We start from the raw sequence: 19,452 nt of genomic DNA on the forward strand, positions 1-19,452 counted from the left end.
GTAGCAAACTCATTTTGGCAGGAAGTGAGCTTAATCTCTAAAAAAATTGTCCACAAATAAATATTGTATGTACCAATTTTTATTATAAAACCAACATTGTAACCGCTTTACTATATGTTTTAGATGTGATAAAATGCAAAGATAGTCTTAAAAATAAGACTGAAATAGTCCATCTCTAATTTTTCTATAAAATTAAAGATGAACAAGCATAAGAATAGGAGAAATGAGCAATATCTTGCGTTTGTTATGGATGAAAAATATTATAAACTATTGAAACAACAATTTTCTTCAAAAGAAGCAGTGCTGACAGAAATCATTAATTTGAATGCAATTTGCGAATTACCAAAAGCAACAGAGCATTTTGTCAGTGATTTACACGGCGAATATGATGCTTTCAATCATGTTTTGCGTAATGGTTCAGGAAGCATCAAGGAAAAATTAAGAGAAAGTTTTCCAATGTTCACTTCCAAGCAAATCTCTGCACTTGCGACCCTGATTTATTATCCACAAGAAAAACTTGATTGTGAACAAGCAAAACGTTCTGAAGTTTCCTTTGCAGAATATTGTCAGCAAAATCTTCTCTACTTACTAGAAACGGCGAAATTTGTAGGAAGAAAATATACGCGCTCTAAAGTTCGTAAAGCACTACCAGAAAGATTTCGGTATATTTTAGAAGAGCTTGTGAGTGAAGTTGACTCAACGACAGATAAACAAGAATATTTTGATTCTATTGTGCAAAAACTACAAGATTTAGGTGAGTTGCCCAACTTGATTGTTGCTTTAGCAGACACCATTCGTAGATTAACAGTTGACCATCTTCACGTAGTAGGAGATATCTATGATCGAGGTCCCTACCCTGATAAAATCATTGACAGACTGATGAAAATGCCGTCAGTAGATGTTCAATGGGGAAATCATGATATTGTCTGGATGGCAGCTCTTGCAGGCTCTCCTCTTGCGATGATGAATGTGATTCGGATTTGTGCACGTTATGGCAATCTGGACATTCTTGAAGAGCGCTATGGCATAAATTTGAGAAGTTTACTAGAGTATGCTGATTGTTATTATCAACCAAGTGAGTCCTTTCGCCCACGACTCACAGATGGTGTGCGACTCTCTCATGAAGAAAATGATTTACTCAATAAGCTACAACAAGCCACAGCTATTTTACAATTTAAACTCGAAAGTCAATTGATTGCTCGCAGACCCGACTTCAATCTTGAACATCGTGATGTACTTCATTTCATCAATTTTGAACAAAAAAACATTCAAATAAACGGTCAAAAATATGATTTGATTGATTTTCAAGCCCCAACAATCAATCTAGAAAATCCGTCAGTACTGACAGAAGAAGAAAAATTAATTTTAAATCACTTGTTAAAAAATTTTAAAGCTTCAGACAAGCTCAAACGTCATGTTGATTTTCTTCAAGAAAAAGGTTCAATGTACCTACGTTATAATGGCAACTTACTTATTCATGGCTGCTTGCCTCTCCATGAAAATGGAGATTTTAAATCTTTCCGAGTTGAACAGCAGTCCTACTCAGGACAATCCTTGTTGGATTTCTTTGACAAACACGTGAGAAATTGTCTTGCTCATCCAGAAGAGTCAGAAGACTTATCCACAGACTTGATGTGGTATTTATGGATAGGAGAATGCTCATCTCTTTTTGGAAAAGAAGCAATGACAACCTTTGAACGCTATTATATCGCAGATAAAACAACACACATTGAAAAGAAAAATCCCTACTATCAACTTCGTGAAAATCCAGAGATTATCTCAAGAATCTTAGAAAATTTTGACCTCCATCAAGAAGGGCACCTTATCAATGGTCATACCCCGATTAAAGAAAAAAATGGTGAGAATCCGATTAAAGCAGGAGGAAAACTAATTGTCATTGATGGTGGATTTTCAAAACCCTATCAAAAAGAAACAGGAATTGCTGGCTACACATTGCTTTATAACAGTTATGGTATTCAACTTGTTGCTCATCAACCATTTTCAACAGTAAAGACCGCTGTAGAGCAAGGGAGTGACATCATGAGTGTAAAGCGATTAGTTGAACAAGTTGCCAAACGAAAAAGAGTAAAAGATACTAATATCGGTCAACAACTTTTGAAAAATATTGAAGATTTGGAATATCTATTTGAACACTATGAAAAATATTAAATGAAGTCAAGACTTATTCAGTGGGAGTTTCGTAAAACATTTGTCCATTTTCTCTAGTCGCTATCTTCGCTGCGCTACGCTGTCCGTTTGCTTAACTGCTAAAGCAGCAAGAGCAAAAGGCAAAGCGACTGATAAAAGGGCAACTCGCCACTGAATTTAAGGTACAACCTCACATCTTCGATATGAGGTCACACCTCCGCTTCACTTCGTTATCCATTCGCTCTATCTCCGCTTTGCTGCGCTGTCGATTTCACTAAGCCACTAAAGTGGCAAGTTCAAATCGCAATCGACTAAAGTCGCAAGGCGAAGTGGTCTTTTCCAAGAAGCCTAGGCGCTAAAAGCGCCAACGCCCTATGGCAGTCGGACGAAATTCAAAGATTGCGATTGCGACTAGGTGCTTCAGTACCGTAGCGAGAATGGACAGCGTAGCGAAGCGGAGATAGTGCTGCTTTATCTCCGACCTAAGAGGTCGGATTGCGATTGCGACTAGGCGCTTCAGCGCCTTAGTGAGCATCGACAGCGTAGCCGTAAGGCGGAGATAGCACGCACTTGTTTTGATAAAAAGCAAACAACCAATAATATTGACTAATATTATTCTTTGTGATAGGATTATATAAAAAGATAAGGAGAAATCATGACCCTATTTGAAAGAATAAAACTCCTAGCAGAGCAAAAAAGAATCAGTTTACGTACAGTTGCGATTGAGCTTGGTTTAGGAGAAAACTATCTCTATTCATTAAAAAATAAGAAGCCAAATGCAGATAATCTTGAAAAAATTGCAGATTATTTTAACACAACGACAGATTATCTTTTAGGAAGAGAGTCAATCACTGATGAAGATTTAGAAACAAAAATTGATCACGCAGTTATGTTTGGTGGCAAGCCCCTTGATGATAGTGACAGAAAGATGTTTAAAGAGCTTTTACACACCTATCTTAATAACAAACCTCAGAAATAAGCGGGGAAACGCGATGGAGTATAACGCACTGATTAAAGAGCTAGGCGTAGAAGTCATCCTCTTTTATCCGACCAATCCTGAAAGTCAAACCGATGGGATATATTTTCCAGATGATAATATTATTTTTGTCAATGGGATGTTAGCGGAAATTGAACGTGAAAACATTATCTTACATGAGTTGGGACACTTGATAAGCGGACATTATCGCTATGACTGCCAGCCTGACATGATTCATGTTGGAGAAGAAAATCAGGCTGACCGATATATGGTAAAATCCAGAGCAGAACAATATCTTGAAAGTTTTGACGATCAGCCTGATTATATTGACATTCATGGTTTTCTCACTCTTTTTCATATCAAACCAAGCCTTTACGATATGGCAGACTCAGTTTTTCGACAACTTCTCAATTATTCTAATTAATAAAAAATAACGCTGGTACTTCGATATTACAGCGTTTTTCTATGATTTAAGATAAAAAATATAATTATTTTTATTAAAAAGAATATTTTTCTCTTGACAATGACTATTGAAAAGAGTAATATAAATTCATAAGTTAAAATAATTTAAAAAACAGTAATATTTTACAAATCAGGGATAAAGTCTACCCACTGCCTACTAATTAGAGTAAATAATTGCAAAAAAAAGATTGAAAAGAATAATTTTAACTTATAAAATAGTCAGAGTGACAGTGCGCACGACTCAGACGATGAATACTATAAAAAAAACAAATAGGAGAAATAACAAATGGCAGATACAACAACACCAGTACAAATTGAAGGAAAGCGCGTCGTTTATCTTTATCGTCTTTATTCAGATCGGTTGACAGCAGGCGCTTCTGCATTGGCTTTTCAAACAGAAAATGAACATACTATCTCAGCTGATAGTGACATTACTGCTACGAAAGATGGAAATCTTGTTAAAACAAAACCAGTTTCAGAAGAAATTACAGCGACCTCTCTTCTTGCAACTCACAGTCCTTTGATTCAAAAATTTAAAGATGCAGTCCGCTCAGGAGAAGCCGTTGAAATTTGGGAGATTAATCTTGATGAACCAACAGCAGATGGCGAAAAATATGAGGCGGAGTATTTCCAAGCAATCATGACAGAATTCACGCTCAAGACAAATGCTGAGGATATTGCTGAAGTTGACACAAAATTTGCAGTCAACGGTGCTGGAAAATCAGGAGAAGCAACACTCTCATCTGAAAACCAAGCTATTGTAGACTATGTCTTCCAAGATACTACAGTAACAAATCCAGCTTAATATAAAAAAACTTCCTCTGTATTTAGAACAGGAAAATACAGAGGAAGTTTTTTTATCACTCACAAATATGATAAGTTTGAAAAAATTTTACGATTATAAAGTACGGATTACTAAAGTGGGAGGAGAGTTTCAAAGCGAGGATAACCCACAAATACAGACGATTAAAGAGCGTTTCAGAGAGTATATAAAAAGAAAAAGACAGAATAAAAAAGATTAGTTCTTTTATCACTTACAAATAACTTTTATATAAAAGTTATCATCAAAAAATTGGAAAATAAAACGAGCGGTAAAGAATTCAATGATGAATGAAATAACGATGACAACGATGAAAATAGTACCGATAAGTAATAGGGGTATATTAATTACTGCTATGTCAGATATTATGGGCATGCTAAAGCTATGGCTCAAACTGTTCAGACTAGTTTGAACAGTTTTAAAGAAAAACGGTGCAATCAAAGAAGCGACAAATGCATTAGAGAGGTTTAATAAACAATCAGGAATAGTAGCGGATTCACAAAAAATATGAATAATGTATTAAAAAAGGAGAAGAACCTTAAAGGAAAAACATACTGTACAGGTGATTATCTACTAAAAAAGCACTTGGAATATACCAAGTGCTTTTGTATTAGTGCGGTGGGAGGGACTTGAACCCTCACGACCTAAAGCGGTCACAGGATCCTTAATCCTGCGCGTCTGCCAATTCCGCCACCACCGCAAGACAGTACCTTAATATAGTACCATTTCCTCGTCTATTGTGCAAGTGCCAGCTGTACGTGGGACTCATACAGCTCATAAGAGGGCAGCTCGTTCACGAAATAGTTCGCGTGAATACAGTTTTTCGCTAATCTATGTTTTCTGCACTATGAAAGCCCGCAACCCAGCCAGTGACGAAGGCACAGGTGATATTATAACCACCAGTATAACCATTGATATCAAGGAGTTCTCCTGTTAGGAATAAGCCTGTTGTGATTTTACTTTCCATCGTTTTCGGATTGATTTCTTTAAGACGAACACCGCCACCAGTGACAAAGGATTTTTCGATAGGAAAAGTCTGAGCAATCTTAATCAATAAATTTTTGAAAAGGTCAACAAGTTTTTCGATTTGCTTTTCTGTCAGTGTTCTGACAGGAAGTTCGGAGGAGATTTTGGCTTTTTGGAGAATGAAAAGCAGCATACGTTCTTGTGTCAATGCTGACAGTGCATTTTTGATAGATTTATCGGATTTTGTAAGTAATGATAGCTCGTGTTTTAGCTGGCTGGCACTTTTATTTGGAAATTGATCCAATTTTACAGTAACAAAAGGTTCGTCTTTAGCTAAAAGTTGATTGATAAAGCTTGAACAACGTAAAGCTGCGGGACCACTTAAACCAAAATGAGTGAAAAGCAAGTCATGTTGATGGCTTACAACAGTCTTGCCTTTGGCATTGAGGACGGAAAGAGAAACATCTCGTAAAGAAATCCCTTGAAGCGTTTTATCTAAAATAAATGTTTCATTAGAAATTAATGCAGATTCTGTGGCATAAAGATGGGAAATGCTATGGCCAGCAGATTTTGCTAAACGATAACCATCTCCAGTTGAACCCGTGGAGGGATAGGCGCGTCCGCCCGTTGACAAGATAACACGAGGTGCAAAAAAATCATCGGAGACAGTAGAAACACCAGTAACAGCAGTATTGTCAAGCAAAAGTTGCGTCACCGCTTGGTTGGGGAAATAACTGATATGCAAACTAAGAATTTTGTTAAACAGGGCATCTACAATGGTTTTTGATTTGTCGGTTATAGGGAACATTCGCCCATGGTCTTCCTCTTTTAATTTTACGCCAGTGTTTTCGAAGAATTCAATGATATTTTGATTAGAAAATTGAGAAAAAGCGGAATAGAGAAAACGCCCATTCCCTGGAACATTGGACAATATTTCTTCAACCGAGCGTGAGTTAGTGACATTGCAACGTCCACCACCTGTCATCAGCAGTTTTTTTCCGACTTTTTTATTTTTGTCAATGAGCGCAACTTTGCAGCCTTTTTGTGCTGCAGAGATTGCTGCCATCATTCCTGATGGACCAGCGCCAACAACGATTACATCAAATTTTTTCATGTTAAAATTATATCATGAAAACTGATAAATTCGCTTAGAGATTAACGACATAAGTTTTTATAATAGATTAATTCTATTTTAACTTAGCACGCACTAAGCATTGAATTTCGTCCGACCGCCATAGGGCGCGTTGGTGCTTTTAGCGCCTAGGCTTCTTGGAAAAGACCACTTCGCCTTGCGACTTTAGTCGATTGCGATTTGAACTTGCCACTTTAGTGGCTTAGTGAAATCGACAGCGCAGCAAAGCGGAGATAGAGCGAATGGATAACGAAGTGAAGCGGAGGTGTGACCTCATATCGAAGATGTGAGGTTGTACCTTAGATTCAGTGGCGAGTTGCCCTTTTATCAGTCGCTTTGCCTTTTGCTCTTGCTGCTTTAGCAGCTAAGCAAACGGACAGCGTAGCGCAGCGAAGATAGCGACTAGAGAAAATGGACAAATGTTTTACGAAACTCCCACTGAATAAGTCTTGACTTCATAGTAAATGATATGGTTTTTGTTGAAAATATTTTTTGTCAGTGATGTCAAACTTTTGTTTGGATTTCATGATATAATGAAGATATGATTGAACTGACAGAAAGAAACTTGAGCAATGTGATTGTCAAAAGACCACGAAATTCGCATAAAGGCAGTTTTGGGCGCGTGGTGATTGTCGGTGGAAATGCTGAGTATGGTGGTGCTGCGATACTAGCAGCGACGGCAGCTGTCTATGCAGGTAGCGGTTTGGTTACAGTGGCTTGCCATTTGTCCAACCATGCAGCGCTGCACGCACGGCTTCCAGAGGCGATGGTCATTGATTTTGATGATTTATCAGCGCTGACAGAGGTTTTGAGTGTTGCTGATGTGGTTGTCATTGGCTGCGGATTGGGCTTGGAACGTCTGGATTTATTGACAGAAGTTTTGTCAGCACTGACAGGTACTCAAAAGTTAGTCATTGATGGGTCAGCGATTACACTTTTTTCTGAAAATAATCTAAAGCTAAGATTTCCTCAAAATACAATTTTTACGCCGCATGAGATGGAGTTACAACGGCTATCAGGGCTAAAAATTGGCTGTCAGTATGCTGACAGCGTGCAAAAGTTTGTTAATCAGCTTGGGGCAATGGTGGTTGCAAAATCACCAGAAACAAAAGTTTTCTCGCCAAGTCAAGAAACATATTTTCTGACTATTGGCACGCCAGCTCAAGCAACAGGGGAATGGGCGATACTTTAGCAGGAATAATCGGTGGATTTTTGGCGCAATTTCATGGAGAAGTCCATGAAACTGTAGCAGCAGCGACTTATTTGCACAGTTTCATTGCTCATGACTTAGCGACTTCACAATATGTCGTATTACCAAGTCAAATTATTGAGCAATTGCCTAAAATGATGAAACGTTTTGAGTGTTGAGAGACTGTAAAAATTTAACAGAATATGAGCAAACACCTTCATATATTAAAGGAGAAAAATATGAATGCAGTAGAACTGGTACAACAAGCGATGCAGAAAGCAGAAGCGATTCGTCCTAAAGTAGGTGGTTTTCCCTATTTAGCGGAGTGTTTGAGGCAAGCAGGTGTACTAAAAAATATTTGGACTTTGCCTTCAGCACAGAGTAGTTTTTGGACAGTAAAGGGTGCGATTGCGGTAACAGATGTGCCTTTGATTACAGGGGCTTACGAAGTTCCTCCTTTTGATGAAACGGCATTGATTAAAGCTTTGAGAATTGACCAAGCAGGCGAGACAACGCTTGGGGAATTTTTGCGAGCAGCATGGGAAGCAGGAGTGACTTATTACGTTGTTGATTTTACACAACGTACAGTAACCTATCACGGTGCTTTTGGTGAGAGCTATACTGAGGCTTATCCAGAAGTAAATATTGAGTAATATAGAAAAGTTGTTGATGGAGTTTTATCAGCAACTTTTTTAGCACTATTTTACTCGAAAAATGCTATAATATTTTTTATGAACTAATAATACTAGAAAAAATACTACTAAACGTAGTTTTTGAAAGGAGAATCGGGTTCGTCCTGCTATCATTAGTAGTGTTTGTAGTTTATTTACAATATTTCGCCATATATTTCAGAGATATGAGATTTAACGAAGACTCTGGGACAGTCGCAAGTTTTGCATCAAGACTGTGGAGAAGAGAAGCTTCATTTTTTTCAAGCGTCGCAAAGCACGCACTTTGTGCGCCGTTCTGGGAATGGTTTACGTTCGTTTCATTCACTGCGAGTGGAATGAGTGAAGAAGGTTCTCAAAATATCGCACGAAATACGTGTCTTGCGCTAGTTTTCCGAATTCGTTGATAACTTTTTACAACGATAGGGTAAGGCTGTTGTATGGGGAACAAAAATACTTGGACGAACTCACATCTTAATTATGCTTAATATTGGACGACGGTATTTAAATTTTTGGCCGGTATTTTGGGCGCTTTTTTTGTTGGTTATTCAAGTGGTAACTAACCTCTGGCTCCCAACAATTACAGCGGATATTATTAATTTGGGTATTGCAAAATCAGATATGCACTACATTTGGTCAATGGGGGCGTCATGCTTGTAGTCGCACTCTTGAGCTGGGTAACTGCAGTGGGCAATGTTTATTTTGCCTCTAAAGAATCGCAAGGTGCAGGCAAGAAACTACGTCAAGATTTGTTTAAAAAAGTTCTCTTTATGGACGAGCGAAATTTTCAAGAATTGGGTGATGCCACATTGATTACGAGAACGACAAATGACGTCACTCAGCTACAGAATGTTTTTCAAACCATGCTGCGTATGATGCTGATGGCACCTATGATGCTGATTGGCTCCATTTTTATGGCTTGGAAATTATCACATGATTTGATGCTTGTTTTCTTGATTTCATTGCCAATCTTGACTTTAGCCGTGGTAGTAAATATGGCAATTGCTGTGCCGCGTTTCAGGACAATGCAAAAGAAGATTGATAAAATCAATTTAATTTTCCAACAAGGACTGACTGGAGTACGTGTTATTCGCGCTTTTAATCGAGATGATTATGAAGTTGAAAAATTTGATACAGCCAATCGTGATTTGACCCATACCAGTCGTGTTGTTTTGACGACGATTGCGATGTTATCACCCATTATGACGGTAATTCTGAGTTTCACAAATATTGGAATTGTCTGGTTTGGTGCACACTTACTGAGCCAAAGTAGGATGGAAATGGGTTCCTTAGTTGCATTTTTGACCTATGCGACACAAATTTTGATGAGCTTTATGCAGTTATCTGCGGTCGCTGTCATGGTACCGCGTGCTCAGGTTTCTGCTACGCGTGTTCGGGAAGTTTTGGAGCTTTTTGACCGTATTAATGACCCTGTCAGTACTGACAGAAATGCTAGCAGTGCTGACAGAAGTTTAAAACTGGAGAAAGTCAATTTTAAATTTGATGAAGCAGAACGAAATGCACTGACAGACTTGTCTGTAAATGTGACAGAAGGTCAGACGCTTGCAATCATTGGTGGGACGGGGTCTGGTAAATCAACATTGTTAAATTTGATTGCAAGATTGATTGATGTGACGAAAGGAGCGATTCGTCTTGATGGCATTGACATTCGAAAAATGCCTCAACATGAACTTCATAGCAAAGTCGCAATGACACAACAGAAAGCAGTACTGTTTTCAGGAACCGTGCGCTCAAACCTGTATTTTGGCAAGCCCAATGCAACAGAACCAGAAATGTGGCAAGCTCTTGAAATTGCACAGGCTGCCGATTTTGTGCGCGAACAGGGCGGTCTTGATATGACAGTTGAGCAAAATGGTGCAAACTTTAGTGGAGGTCAACGTCAACGTTTGTCTATCGCTAGAAGTTTAATCAAGGATGCAGAAGTTTATCTATTTGATGATTCTTTTTCAGCGCTGGATTTTGCGACAGATAGCAAGTTACGACAAGCCATTAATCATTCTGAACGACATAAAAATAAAATTAAAATCATTGTTGCACAGCGGATTGCGACGGTAATGAATGCGGAGCAAATTTTAGTTTTGGAAAACGGGCGTGCTGTAGGATTGGGGACACATGAAAGCCTGTCAAAAAATTGTTCACAATATCAGGAAATTATGCGCTCTCAATTATCTGACCAAGACCTCGAAAAAATGGGTATCCAATCGAAAGGCTGGGGGCAACAAGAGACGTCTATTGGAACAGTGAAAGGAGGGAATAGCCTATGATGCGTGGAAATTATATGAATCGTGGCGGAGGTGGAGCAGAGCGGTTCAAAAAAGTAAGACGAGCTGAAAATTTCTGGCCGACAATCGTCCGTTTGTTCAAATATATGCGTCGTGATATGTGGGGCGTGATTTTCTCCATGGTGATTGCTGCCATCTCTGTGATTTTGTCTGTTCAGGCGCCAAAAATTCTTGGGAATGCGACAACTGTTATCTTTAACGGAGTGACAACGAGTTTAAAGCTCAATCCATCCATCCATATTGATATGGCAAAGGTTGAGTCTATCTTGCTTTATGTTGCCGTGATTTATGTGATTAGTTTTATTTCGGGTGTTTTGCAACAGAGCATCATGACACGGATTTCTCAACGGACGGTTTATGCGCTCAGACGTGAGTTTAAGGAAAAGATGAGAAAATTGCCAGTGAGTTATTATGATACGCATAATAATGGTGATATCATGAGTCGGATGATTAATGATATGGACAATATCTCAGGCACTTTAAATCAGACATTGATTCAGCTTGTGACTTCAGTTTTACAATTTATCGGGACGATTTATTTTATGCTGACCATTTCTTGGCAGTTGGCTTTGGTTGCTTTCATTACGGTTCCACTGGCAATGATTACTGTAAGAATTGTCGCCCCAATGTCACAAAAATATTTTGCCCAACAACAAAAAAATCTTGGACTTTTGAACGACCAAATCGAAGAAAATTATGCTGGACATACAGTAGTCAAAACTTTTAATCATGAAGAAGAAACTTTGGCGCGTTTTGCTAAACAAAATGATGATTTTTATCAAACGGCTTGGCGAGCACAATTTGTTTCGACTTTGATTTATCCAACGATGAGATTTATTAATAACTTGGACTATTTGGCGATGGCCGTCATTGGTGGAGTTAAGGTGGTCTCAGGTACGGTAAATTTGGGGATGTCCAAGCCATGCTTCAATACACCAATCAATTTTCACAGCCCATCACAAATATTTCAAATATGCTCAATACGATTCAGGCAACAGTAGCTTCTGCCGAGCGTATTTTTGAAGTTTTGGACGAAGAAGAACTGACAGAAAGCGTAGATTCTCCTGTAAGTCGGCTTTCAGAGTCAGAAAATGCTGACAGTTTCATCAGTTTTGACAAAGTGGCATTTTCTTACAATGAAAATCAACCTTTGATGACCAATGTCAATATTGAAGTAAAAAATGGTGAAATAGTGGCTATCGTTGGACCTACGGGTGCGGGTAAAACTACAATGATTAATTTACTTGAGCGTTTTTATGATACGACATCTGGGGAAATATTGCTTGAAGGTAGAAATATCCGTGAGATGAAGCGAGAAAATCTAAGACGACGTATGGCGATGGTACTTCAGGAAACTTGGTTATTCAATGGGACAATCATGGATAATCTGCGCTATGGCAGGCTTGATGCGACTGACGAAGAAGTGATTGCTGCTTCCAAGATGGCTTATGCAGACGAATTTATTACTACTCTTCCTCAAGGCTATCAGACTGTTTTAAACGAAGAAGCGACAAATATTTCGCAAGGTCAACGGCAACTTTTGACGATTGCACGTGCATTTCTGGCTAATCCTGAAATCTTGATTCTTGATGAGGCGACGAGTTCAGTTGATACGCGGACAGAACGCTTGATTCAAAACGCAATGAATCGTCTGCTCAAAGGGCGTACGAGCTTTGTTGTTGCTCACCGTTTATCAACCATTCGAGATAGCGACCAAATTTTAGTCATGAATCATGGAAATATCGTAGAAAAGGGCAATCATGAGCAGCTTCTTAACCAAGGAGGAATGTATGCTGACTTATATAACTCACAATTTGCTCAATAATGAAGTCAAGACTTATTCAGGGGAAGTTTTAACTTCCCCTGAATTTAAGGTACAACCTCACATCTTAGATATGAGGTCACCTTGTCCAAGAAACCTAGGCGCTAAAAGCGCCAACGTCCTATGGCAGTCGGACGAAACTCGAAGCTTTAGTGCTGCTTCATCCCCTACCTGCAAGGGAGGGAGGTTAGCACGCACTTGCTTTGATGAAAAATGAAAAGTCTGTCAGTTCAATGCGCCCAAGGGAAGCATTGAATCGGCGAATAAAAGACTTATCAGCAGAGCTGAAAAGTCTGTCAGTATACTGACAGACTTTTTTATATGATTTCTTTCCAAAAGTAAAACATAGTATAATATAATTATGAGATTTATATTAAAACAAAATTAAGAACTCATCATTATATGAGTTCAACTCTTGAATGAAAGGAGAAACGAATGTTTGCAGGTTCTTACAAAATTATTGACGGAAAAACTCAGCTGACAAGACTTGGTATTTTTGGTTCAATCGTTAGTTTTATGATGTTGAGTTTGATGATTCAGTGGCCTTTACTGCAGGCAGAAAGTCAATTCTCAGCCTTTAGCCAATTTATGCTTTGGACAGCACCAGTGTTGGTCCCATTGCTTTTGTCAGGCATTTACTTTGCAATTGCAAAATGGCGCTCAACTCATAATAAAACGAGCTATAGTTACGGTGTAGCTTATCATTGGACATTAGCCAGTCTTTTACCTGTCGCTGCACTTGTCTCGCTCGCAGAATATTTTGCAATTGAAGCCCTTCCTACAGCGGTCGTTCATGCCACTGGACTCATCGTTGCCTTAACCGTTTATGGAATGTTGCTTTTGAGTCGTAGAGCAATGATGAAGCACAGTCGAGTATTGCTTTTCACCTATGGTTTCTATGCCCTAGCCGCAGCACTACAAGTTGTACTATTTGTGGCTTAAAAATTGTCATAAAAACTGTGTCAGTATGCTGACACAGTTTTTATTTTGCCGACAAAGGTTAATAATTTTTTATCTATGAAACAGTACGAATCACGGTGCCAGAATAATTAAATACTTGTTTCCAACTCATTTTGAAACCGGGATGGTAATCACTTAAACGATTAATACCAACCCCACCAGTGGGAGATGAGGGAGAATCATGTAGAAAGAATCCATCACCCAAATAAATCACAACGTGACTATCATCTGGGCGGAAAAGAATAATTAAATCGCCACGTTTAATCTTTGCCCAAGTATTCGAATATCCTTTAGTAGCAAGAGACCAAGTGTTCGTCCAGGCTTGATTATCAATTGTTTTTCCTCCAAGATGATACATCCAGGAAGCGAAACTAGAGCAGTCAAAATGATTTCCAGCAATAGAGGTTGCGGTTCTTCCACCACCCCAACAATAAGGGCTTTTTCCTATCAAAGAAATTCCATGTAAAATTGTAGACTCAATGACCCGATGTGTTCCTTTTAATTTTTGAGAATAGTTATTTATATAATCAAAATAGGCAGTTGAAGCATCAGTATTGGTAAGATATGCTTTTGTGGTTTTTCCAGGAGCAGCACTTCCTTTTCGAACGAGTTGAATCTTAATAGATTCCATACGTGCAGAAATTGCTGAGGTCCCAGCATTTCCACCATTGTGCGTCCAGTCCAGCCAACCAAAAGATTGAATTTGTGTTTGATAATAAACATCAAAATATTTGGATATATCTCCTGTCAAAGAAATAGAAATAGCCTCAATCCGTAACGCTTTCCCAGTTGTTCCAGCAATAGCACCATTTGAAACCATGCTTTGCCAACCGATACTTTGTACGTGTGCTTTATATTGAATGCTTCCAGATAATCCTTGAGGAACGTTAGAAAGAGAAACCCTAATTCCTTCCATACGCAACGCTTTTCCCACAGTTCCAGAGACAGTTCCATTAGTTACAGAATTTTGCCAACCAATATTCTGTATATGTGCTTGGTAGTTTACTGAAGGTTGGTATAAATAAGGAAAGTTAACTGCCTCTGAGTTAGAAGGTGCAGGAGCAGTATTTTTCATAAGTATTATCTCAATGGCCTCAATTCTTAAAGACATGCCAGTACTACCAGAGACGGCACCGTTTTTAGCCCATGCCATCCAGCCAATATTTTGGACATGAACACGATAGTAGACATCGTATTGCTCAGCGATAGTTCCAGTCAAATGCATTTTTATCGCTTCCATTCGTAGACTTTTGCCAGTAGTTCCAGATTGCTGCCCATTACTTATTTCATTTTGCCAACCGGAGTTTTGGACATAGGCGTTGTATGAGATTCCTCCTTGAAGTCCTGTATTAGTTGTACTCAGTGTAGCCTTCAAAGCTTCAGCACGAAGGGCGCGACCAGTTGTTCCAGCAAGAATGCCATTTGATACGGGAGATTGTCAGCCGATACTTTGTATTTGAACTTGATAATTGATATTTGGAGCTAGAGCAATCACTGTAATTGTAGCTGTTTTGATTAGATTACCATTGGTTACTGTTAAAGTATAAATTCCTGGATTAGAAGTATCAATGTTTCCTGAATACTGTACTTGGTCAGCTGAAAGAACGTTTCCTGAAGCATCTGTAGCTGATATAAATACTTGCTCAGGTGAGAAAGTACTTCCTGCATTGCAACTAACATCTTGGACTACTAGACTTGTTTCGTCTTGTGGTTGAGGAGTCGCTGTGCTTTCATCCGATGATGATGAACTATTAGTTGACGAAGGTGTTGTAACTCCACTATCTGCAGCACTTGAACTTTCTTTGGCTGGAGAGTTTTGTGTGGATGCTAGACTACTAGAAGGGTTTGTTGAGTCAGGAGTGGCGTTTGCACCTATGTTTGTTACTGAAGTAATTGCATCCGCACTATTGTTTGATATAGAATTTGTTGTTATAGTGTCTGCAAACGTTTGGAATGGAATTATTAAAAGTACTATTAACATAAAAAATAAAAATATTTTTCTTTGACTCATTGAGAACCCTCTCTATTAAGTTTTGATTAAGTTTATATATACGATTTTATCATACTTTCTTTAATAGCACATATAAAAAGAAGCAATTCACTTGAAATTACTTCTTTTTGTATTAATATTTTTGTTTATTTTTTAAACCCATTTTCCAATGTAGCGATAACTGACAAGATTTGTTCATCGGTGACTAATTTATCAGCACCATTGATAATGCTCTCATAAGCAGTATCGTAAACACGTCCATAATCACCAGTAACAGTTGGAATATGTTTTACAATGCGATCACCATTAGCGTTATAATAAGTCAGTAATCCAAAATCGGCTGGAGTATCACAACCAAAACCGTCAGCTCCTGGCATTATACCGACCTTAAGGTCATTTTCTTGTTGGTCAACATCATTTTTAACAAAAGTTCCGCGTGTGCCGTAAACAATCCATTTTGGATGTGAGAGAGCAGCAACTTCGGTTGCAGCAACAGTTGCACGAAGCTTAGGGTACATAAGATTGACAGAAAAATAATCATCTACACTGTCGTAATCTCTGGTTGCTCTAATGTCGTATTGCACAGACTCAGGAGTGCCAAAAAGTGAAATCATTTGGTCAACCATGTGAACACCATGACCGTACCAAGCACCATCAAAATTTGCACCTTCACTAAAATCATTAGGACGGTAATGGTCCATATTGACCGTGATATCTACTAAATCACCCAAGTAACCTGTTTCTATTACTTTTTTAACTGTCAAAAAATCACTATCGAAACGGCGATTTTGAAAAGGCATGAAGAAAAGATTCTTCTCATTAGCAATATTAATCAGTTCCTTGGCTTCTTCAACTGTTTCTACCAAAGGTTTATCACATAATACATTTTTTCCACCAAGCAAAAGTTGTTTTACTGTATCATAATGTGCAAAAGCAGGCGTTACAACAACAGCGAGGTCGATAGAATCGTCATTGATAATATCATTGATATCTGTGCTAAAGATAGTTCCAGTGGCTTCTAGCTCAGCTTGTTCAGACCGTTTTCCGAGTGTTCGATTGACGACACGAGTGATTGTCATGTTATCACGCGTTTTTACATAAGGAATATGATAGCGATTTGTTGACTTCCCAAAGCCAACATAGGCAATATTAATTTTTTTTTCCATAATAAGATGTGAGATGGGCTTGTTCATACTAGTTCAGCTTCAATTCTACTTAGTAGAATTGTTAGATGGCTCCGCTGTCCGTTTGATTGCCATTTGGCGTTGCTTCTATTCTTGTCACTTTAGTGACTTAGAGATATCATCGGCACTTTATAGGATAGCCGTTTGTGCTTTAGCACTTACGGATATGCTAGTTGTTTCACCTAGTGCCTTACAGCCAATGCCTTTTGCTCTTGGGGCTTTAGCCCCTAAGCAAACGGACAAATGTCCTATGGTCATGCGAAGCTAACTGCTAAAGCAGTAAGAGCAAAAGGCAAAGTGGCAAGGCGAAATGGTAAGTGCAAGAGATGGTTTGCATCTTACGTAAACTTTAACAGTACTAGAAGTCACTGAAGTTAGTAGAACGAAAGCAACACTATGCTTCGAATTTAGTCTTGACTTCATTTTTATGATTTCTAACCCCTCAAACTCAGTTCCTTTCTTTCTTTGATTCTATTTTTTTACGTAATGCTTCGATTTTTGCTTGAGTGGCGTTTTGAGTATTAATCCCTTTTCCACCCTCTGTCGAGTATTTTTCATGAAACTTTCCGACAGCCTTTTGACCTTTATAGTCAAGTTGATATTTTCCCATTTAATAAAAGTCCTCTCACTTCCAAAAACTTAATGAATGATTTTGTGACCAATTTTGCTGAATAACTTTCATTATAAATTGGACACTTGGAGTTGTATGCCACATCAAAGTTTACTGAAAGTTTTCTCTTGATTGCACGCCCGTAAGCCTTTTTCCCTACAAAATGAAAACGATGGAGAGATGATTTTAACTTAGCAAGGGCGGAGATAGCAGACACTTGCTTGGTTAAACTTCTTGATTGGTCAAATTACCTTACGCTCAAATGGATTTGTTGAAATTCCTTCAGCAAGGATTTTTTTTGCCCACTCTTGTGCGCCGAAAAGTGAATGATTTTTATAATTTCCACATTCTTTCTCAGCGACACCAGGCACATTTCTCCAGCCAAATTCAGGGCTTGCAAGCTCTTCAAGAGAAGACTTAATGACAACAGCGATTTCTTCTGTTGAATGTTCTCCCCACATAATCATGTGAAAACCAGTTTGACAACCAAAAGGTGAAAAGTCAATCATACCATCAATGCGGTCGCGAATTAAACTTGCCATACTATGCTCGATAGTGTGCAAAGCTGCCATACCAATGGCGTTGGCATTGGGTTGAACGAAACGGACATCAAAGTTAGTAATGATGTCGCCTTTAGGTCCTGTCTCGCTGCCGATAAGACGTACGTAAGGTGCGAGTACTTTTGTGTGGTCAAGTTGGAAAGATTCTACTTCAGCCATAATATTTTAGATACTGAGGTCGCTTGAGGATTTTGAGTCTAAAAAACAAAAAGGCTCTGTCTCGGAATTCAGTATCTTCCTCCTTTAATGTGTGATATGAGTTTGCTCTGGTTTTTTAGTTTCAAGGAGGGCAAACCCAATTTTTATATGTTTTATATTATTTTAACATTTTTTGGTCGAAATCTTTTTTTATTCTAATTAAAAAGTGCTAAAATAACAGTAGAACGTTTTCACTTCACCGAGTTCATCTTTTTATACAAAGAAAATCAGAGACCTTTTCAAAGTTGATATCTCTGATTCGACTGTTCCAAAAGGATTAACTCATCTCTTAATGTAACTGAGTTTGCTTTCCTAAAAATGAGTGAAGAGGATAAATTATCTCTCATTTTAGAGGAGTTAAGCTCGCATCTCAAAACTGGTTTCGGAAGATGAGAGGATTAGGAAAAAGATAAAATTTAGAAACTGTACTTAGTTCAGGGTCTAAAGATTGTTCTATTTTTCGTAATCTAAACCATTTTCCTCACATTTAATCAAGGAGAATATTATGACTTTAACAGACACTTATACGCTGAATAACGGTGTTAAAATTCCTGTGGTTGGCTTTGGCACGTGGCAATCAAAAGATGGTGAAGAAGCTTATAACGCGGTAAAAATTGCACTTGATGCAGGTTACCGCCACATTGATACCGCAGCTGTTTATGGAAATGAAGAATCTGTTGGTAAAGCAATTGCTGATTCAGGGATTCCACGAGAAGAATTGTTTATTACAACTAAACTTTGGGGAGTTGGTACAACTGCTGATGCAGCAGCTGCATTAGATGAGTCATTGAAAAAATTAGGTTTGGATTATGTGGACTTGTATCTTATTCATTGGCCAAATCCTAAAGCCTTTCGTCCAGATTTTGAGACACGCAATGCTAATGTTTGGAAGGCAATGGAAGCAGGAGTGAAAGCTGGTAAAGCGCGGGCTATCGGCGTTTCAAACTTCCACCCTCGTCATTTGAAACCATTGCTTAAAGTCGCCGAAATTAAACCAGCGGTTAATCAAATCATGGTTAATCCAAGTGACCAACAAGAAGCAATTGTCAATTTCAATGTGGATCATAATATCTTGACTGAAGCTTATAGCCCGCTGGGAACAGGGAAGATTTTTGAAGTTGCTGAGTTAAATAGTTTAGCCACAAAATATGGTAAAACAGTTGCTCAAATTGTACTTCGTTGGTCGCTTCATAAAGGATATTTGCCATTGCCAAAATCAGTGACAGAATCAAGAATTCGCGAAAATGCTGACCTATTTGATTTCCATTTGAGCATCGAGGATATTGCTTTTATTGATGGACTTCATGGTAAAGCAGGGCTTGCTAAGAGTCCTGACGAAGTTGACTTTTAACTTGGCAAGTGTTGGCACTTTGTGGGCTACAGTGTTAAGTGCTTAACACGTCGTTCTGCGAACGCTCTATGCAACTTTTGCGCTTCACGCAATATGTCAAGGTGGCGGATAAG

13 protein-coding genes, 1 tRNA gene and 3 pseudogenes are annotated in these 19,452 nt (G+C 38.5%); 10 read left to right on the plus strand and 7 right to left on the minus strand.

Features of this window, described 5'->3' with window-relative positions; all coding sequences use genetic code 11:
• Window positions 1-246 precede the first annotated feature (246 nt).
• From FLP15_RS04115 to FLP15_RS04130, 4 genes are all read left to right on the plus strand, one after another.
• On the plus strand, window positions 247-2,169 hold the full coding sequence (locus tag FLP15_RS04115; protein WP_142767424.1) for a fructose-1,6-bisphosphatase: 1,923 nt from the start codon (window positions 247-249) through the stop codon (window positions 2,167-2,169).
• Window positions 2,170-2,803: 634 nt separating this feature from the next.
• A complete protein-coding gene (locus FLP15_RS04120; RefSeq protein WP_142766110.1) occupies window positions 2,804-3,127 on the plus strand; it encodes a helix-turn-helix domain-containing protein in 324 nt (107 codons plus the stop codon).
• Window positions 3,128-3,140: 13 nt separating this feature from the next.
• On the plus strand, window positions 3,141-3,548 hold the full coding sequence (locus FLP15_RS04125; protein WP_190288345.1) for an ImmA/IrrE family metallo-endopeptidase: 408 nt from the start codon (window positions 3,141-3,143) through the stop codon (window positions 3,546-3,548).
• Between the two features lie 324 nt (window positions 3,549-3,872).
• The gene (locus FLP15_RS04130; protein ID WP_142766112.1) at window positions 3,873-4,391 is read left to right on the plus strand and encodes a phage major tail protein, TP901-1 family; all 519 of its coding nucleotides are present in this window, start codon (window positions 3,873-3,875) and stop codon (window positions 4,389-4,391) included.
• A gap of 629 nt (window positions 4,392-5,020) precedes the next feature.
• Here the strand turns inward: FLP15_RS04130 and FLP15_RS04135 are convergent.
• Both FLP15_RS04135 and FLP15_RS04140 read right to left on the minus strand, forming a co-directional pair.
• Window positions 5,021-5,106: transfer RNA gene (locus FLP15_RS04135), tRNA-Leu, on the minus strand.
• Between the two features lie 126 nt (window positions 5,107-5,232).
• Window positions 5,233-6,486 carry a BaiN/RdsA family NAD(P)/FAD-dependent oxidoreductase gene (locus FLP15_RS04140; RefSeq protein WP_142766113.1) on the minus strand — a complete coding sequence of 418 codons (1,254 nt, stop codon included), beginning with the start codon at window positions 6,484-6,486 and terminating at the stop codon, window positions 5,233-5,235.
• A gap of 559 nt (window positions 6,487-7,045) precedes the next feature.
• Between FLP15_RS04140 and FLP15_RS04145 the strand changes: the two are divergent.
• The 5 genes and pseudogenes from FLP15_RS04145 (at window position 7,046) to FLP15_RS04165 (ending at window position 13,428) form a co-directional block, all read left to right on the plus strand.
• Window positions 7,046-7,872 (plus strand): annotated as a pseudogene (locus tag FLP15_RS04145) (NAD(P)H-hydrate dehydratase).
• 60 nt (window positions 7,873-7,932) lie between these two features.
• On the plus strand, window positions 7,933-8,346 hold the full coding sequence (locus FLP15_RS04150) for a DUF1398 domain-containing protein (RefSeq protein WP_142766114.1): 414 nt from the start codon (window positions 7,933-7,935) through the stop codon (window positions 8,344-8,346).
• A gap of 495 nt (window positions 8,347-8,841) precedes the next feature.
• Window positions 8,842-10,646: pseudogene (locus FLP15_RS04155) on the plus strand (ABC transporter ATP-binding protein).
• Window positions 10,643-12,489: pseudogene (locus tag FLP15_RS04160) on the plus strand (ABC transporter ATP-binding protein). The pseudogenes FLP15_RS04155 and FLP15_RS04160 overlap by 4 nt, the downstream one beginning before the upstream one ends.
• Window positions 12,490-12,921: 432 nt before the next feature.
• On the plus strand, window positions 12,922-13,428 hold the full coding sequence (locus FLP15_RS04165; RefSeq protein ID WP_142766115.1) for a hypothetical protein: 507 nt from the start codon (window positions 12,922-12,924) through the stop codon (window positions 13,426-13,428).
• Window positions 13,429-13,501: 73 nt separating this feature from the next.
• Here FLP15_RS04165 and FLP15_RS04170 read toward each other — a convergent pair whose 3' ends face one another.
• The 5 genes from FLP15_RS04170 to FLP15_RS04185 all read right to left on the minus strand — a co-directional run bounded on the left by FLP15_RS04170 (window position 13,502) and on the right by FLP15_RS04185 (window position 17,949).
• Entirely contained in the window at window positions 13,502-14,821 is a 1,320-nt protein-coding gene (locus FLP15_RS04170; RefSeq protein WP_142766116.1) for an NlpC/P60 family protein, read from the minus strand.
• Window positions 14,822-14,884: 63 nt separating this feature from the next.
• Complete coding sequence (locus tag FLP15_RS04175; protein WP_142766117.1) at window positions 14,885-15,457, minus strand: bacterial Ig-like domain-containing protein; 573 nt, start codon at window positions 15,455-15,457, stop codon at window positions 14,885-14,887.
• 125 nt (window positions 15,458-15,582) lie between these two features.
• Window positions 15,583-16,602, minus strand: coding sequence for a Gfo/Idh/MocA family oxidoreductase (locus tag FLP15_RS04180; protein ID WP_142766118.1), 1,020 nt, complete (start codon window positions 16,600-16,602; stop codon window positions 15,583-15,585).
• Window positions 16,603-17,068: 466 nt separating this feature from the next.
• Window positions 17,069-17,230, minus strand: coding sequence for a hypothetical protein (locus FLP15_RS12695; RefSeq protein WP_162930897.1), 162 nt, complete (start codon window positions 17,228-17,230; stop codon window positions 17,069-17,071).
• 242 nt (window positions 17,231-17,472) lie between these two features.
• Window positions 17,473-17,949 (minus strand): S-ribosylhomocysteine lyase, encoded by a 477-nt coding sequence (locus FLP15_RS04185; RefSeq protein ID WP_142766119.1) that lies wholly within the window; start codon window positions 17,947-17,949, stop codon window positions 17,473-17,475.
• 544 nt (window positions 17,950-18,493) lie between these two features.
• On the opposite strand from FLP15_RS04185, the gene FLP15_RS04190 reads away from it, so the two are divergent.
• A complete protein-coding gene (locus FLP15_RS04190) occupies window positions 18,494-19,339 on the plus strand; it encodes an aldo/keto reductase (RefSeq protein WP_142766120.1) in 846 nt (281 codons plus the stop codon).
• Window positions 19,340-19,452 lie beyond the last annotated feature (113 nt).

It is taken from the genome of Lactococcus protaetiae (genome assembly GCF_006965445.1).
Classification (GTDB): Bacteria; Bacillota; Bacilli; order Lactobacillales; family Streptococcaceae; genus Lactococcus; species Lactococcus protaetiae.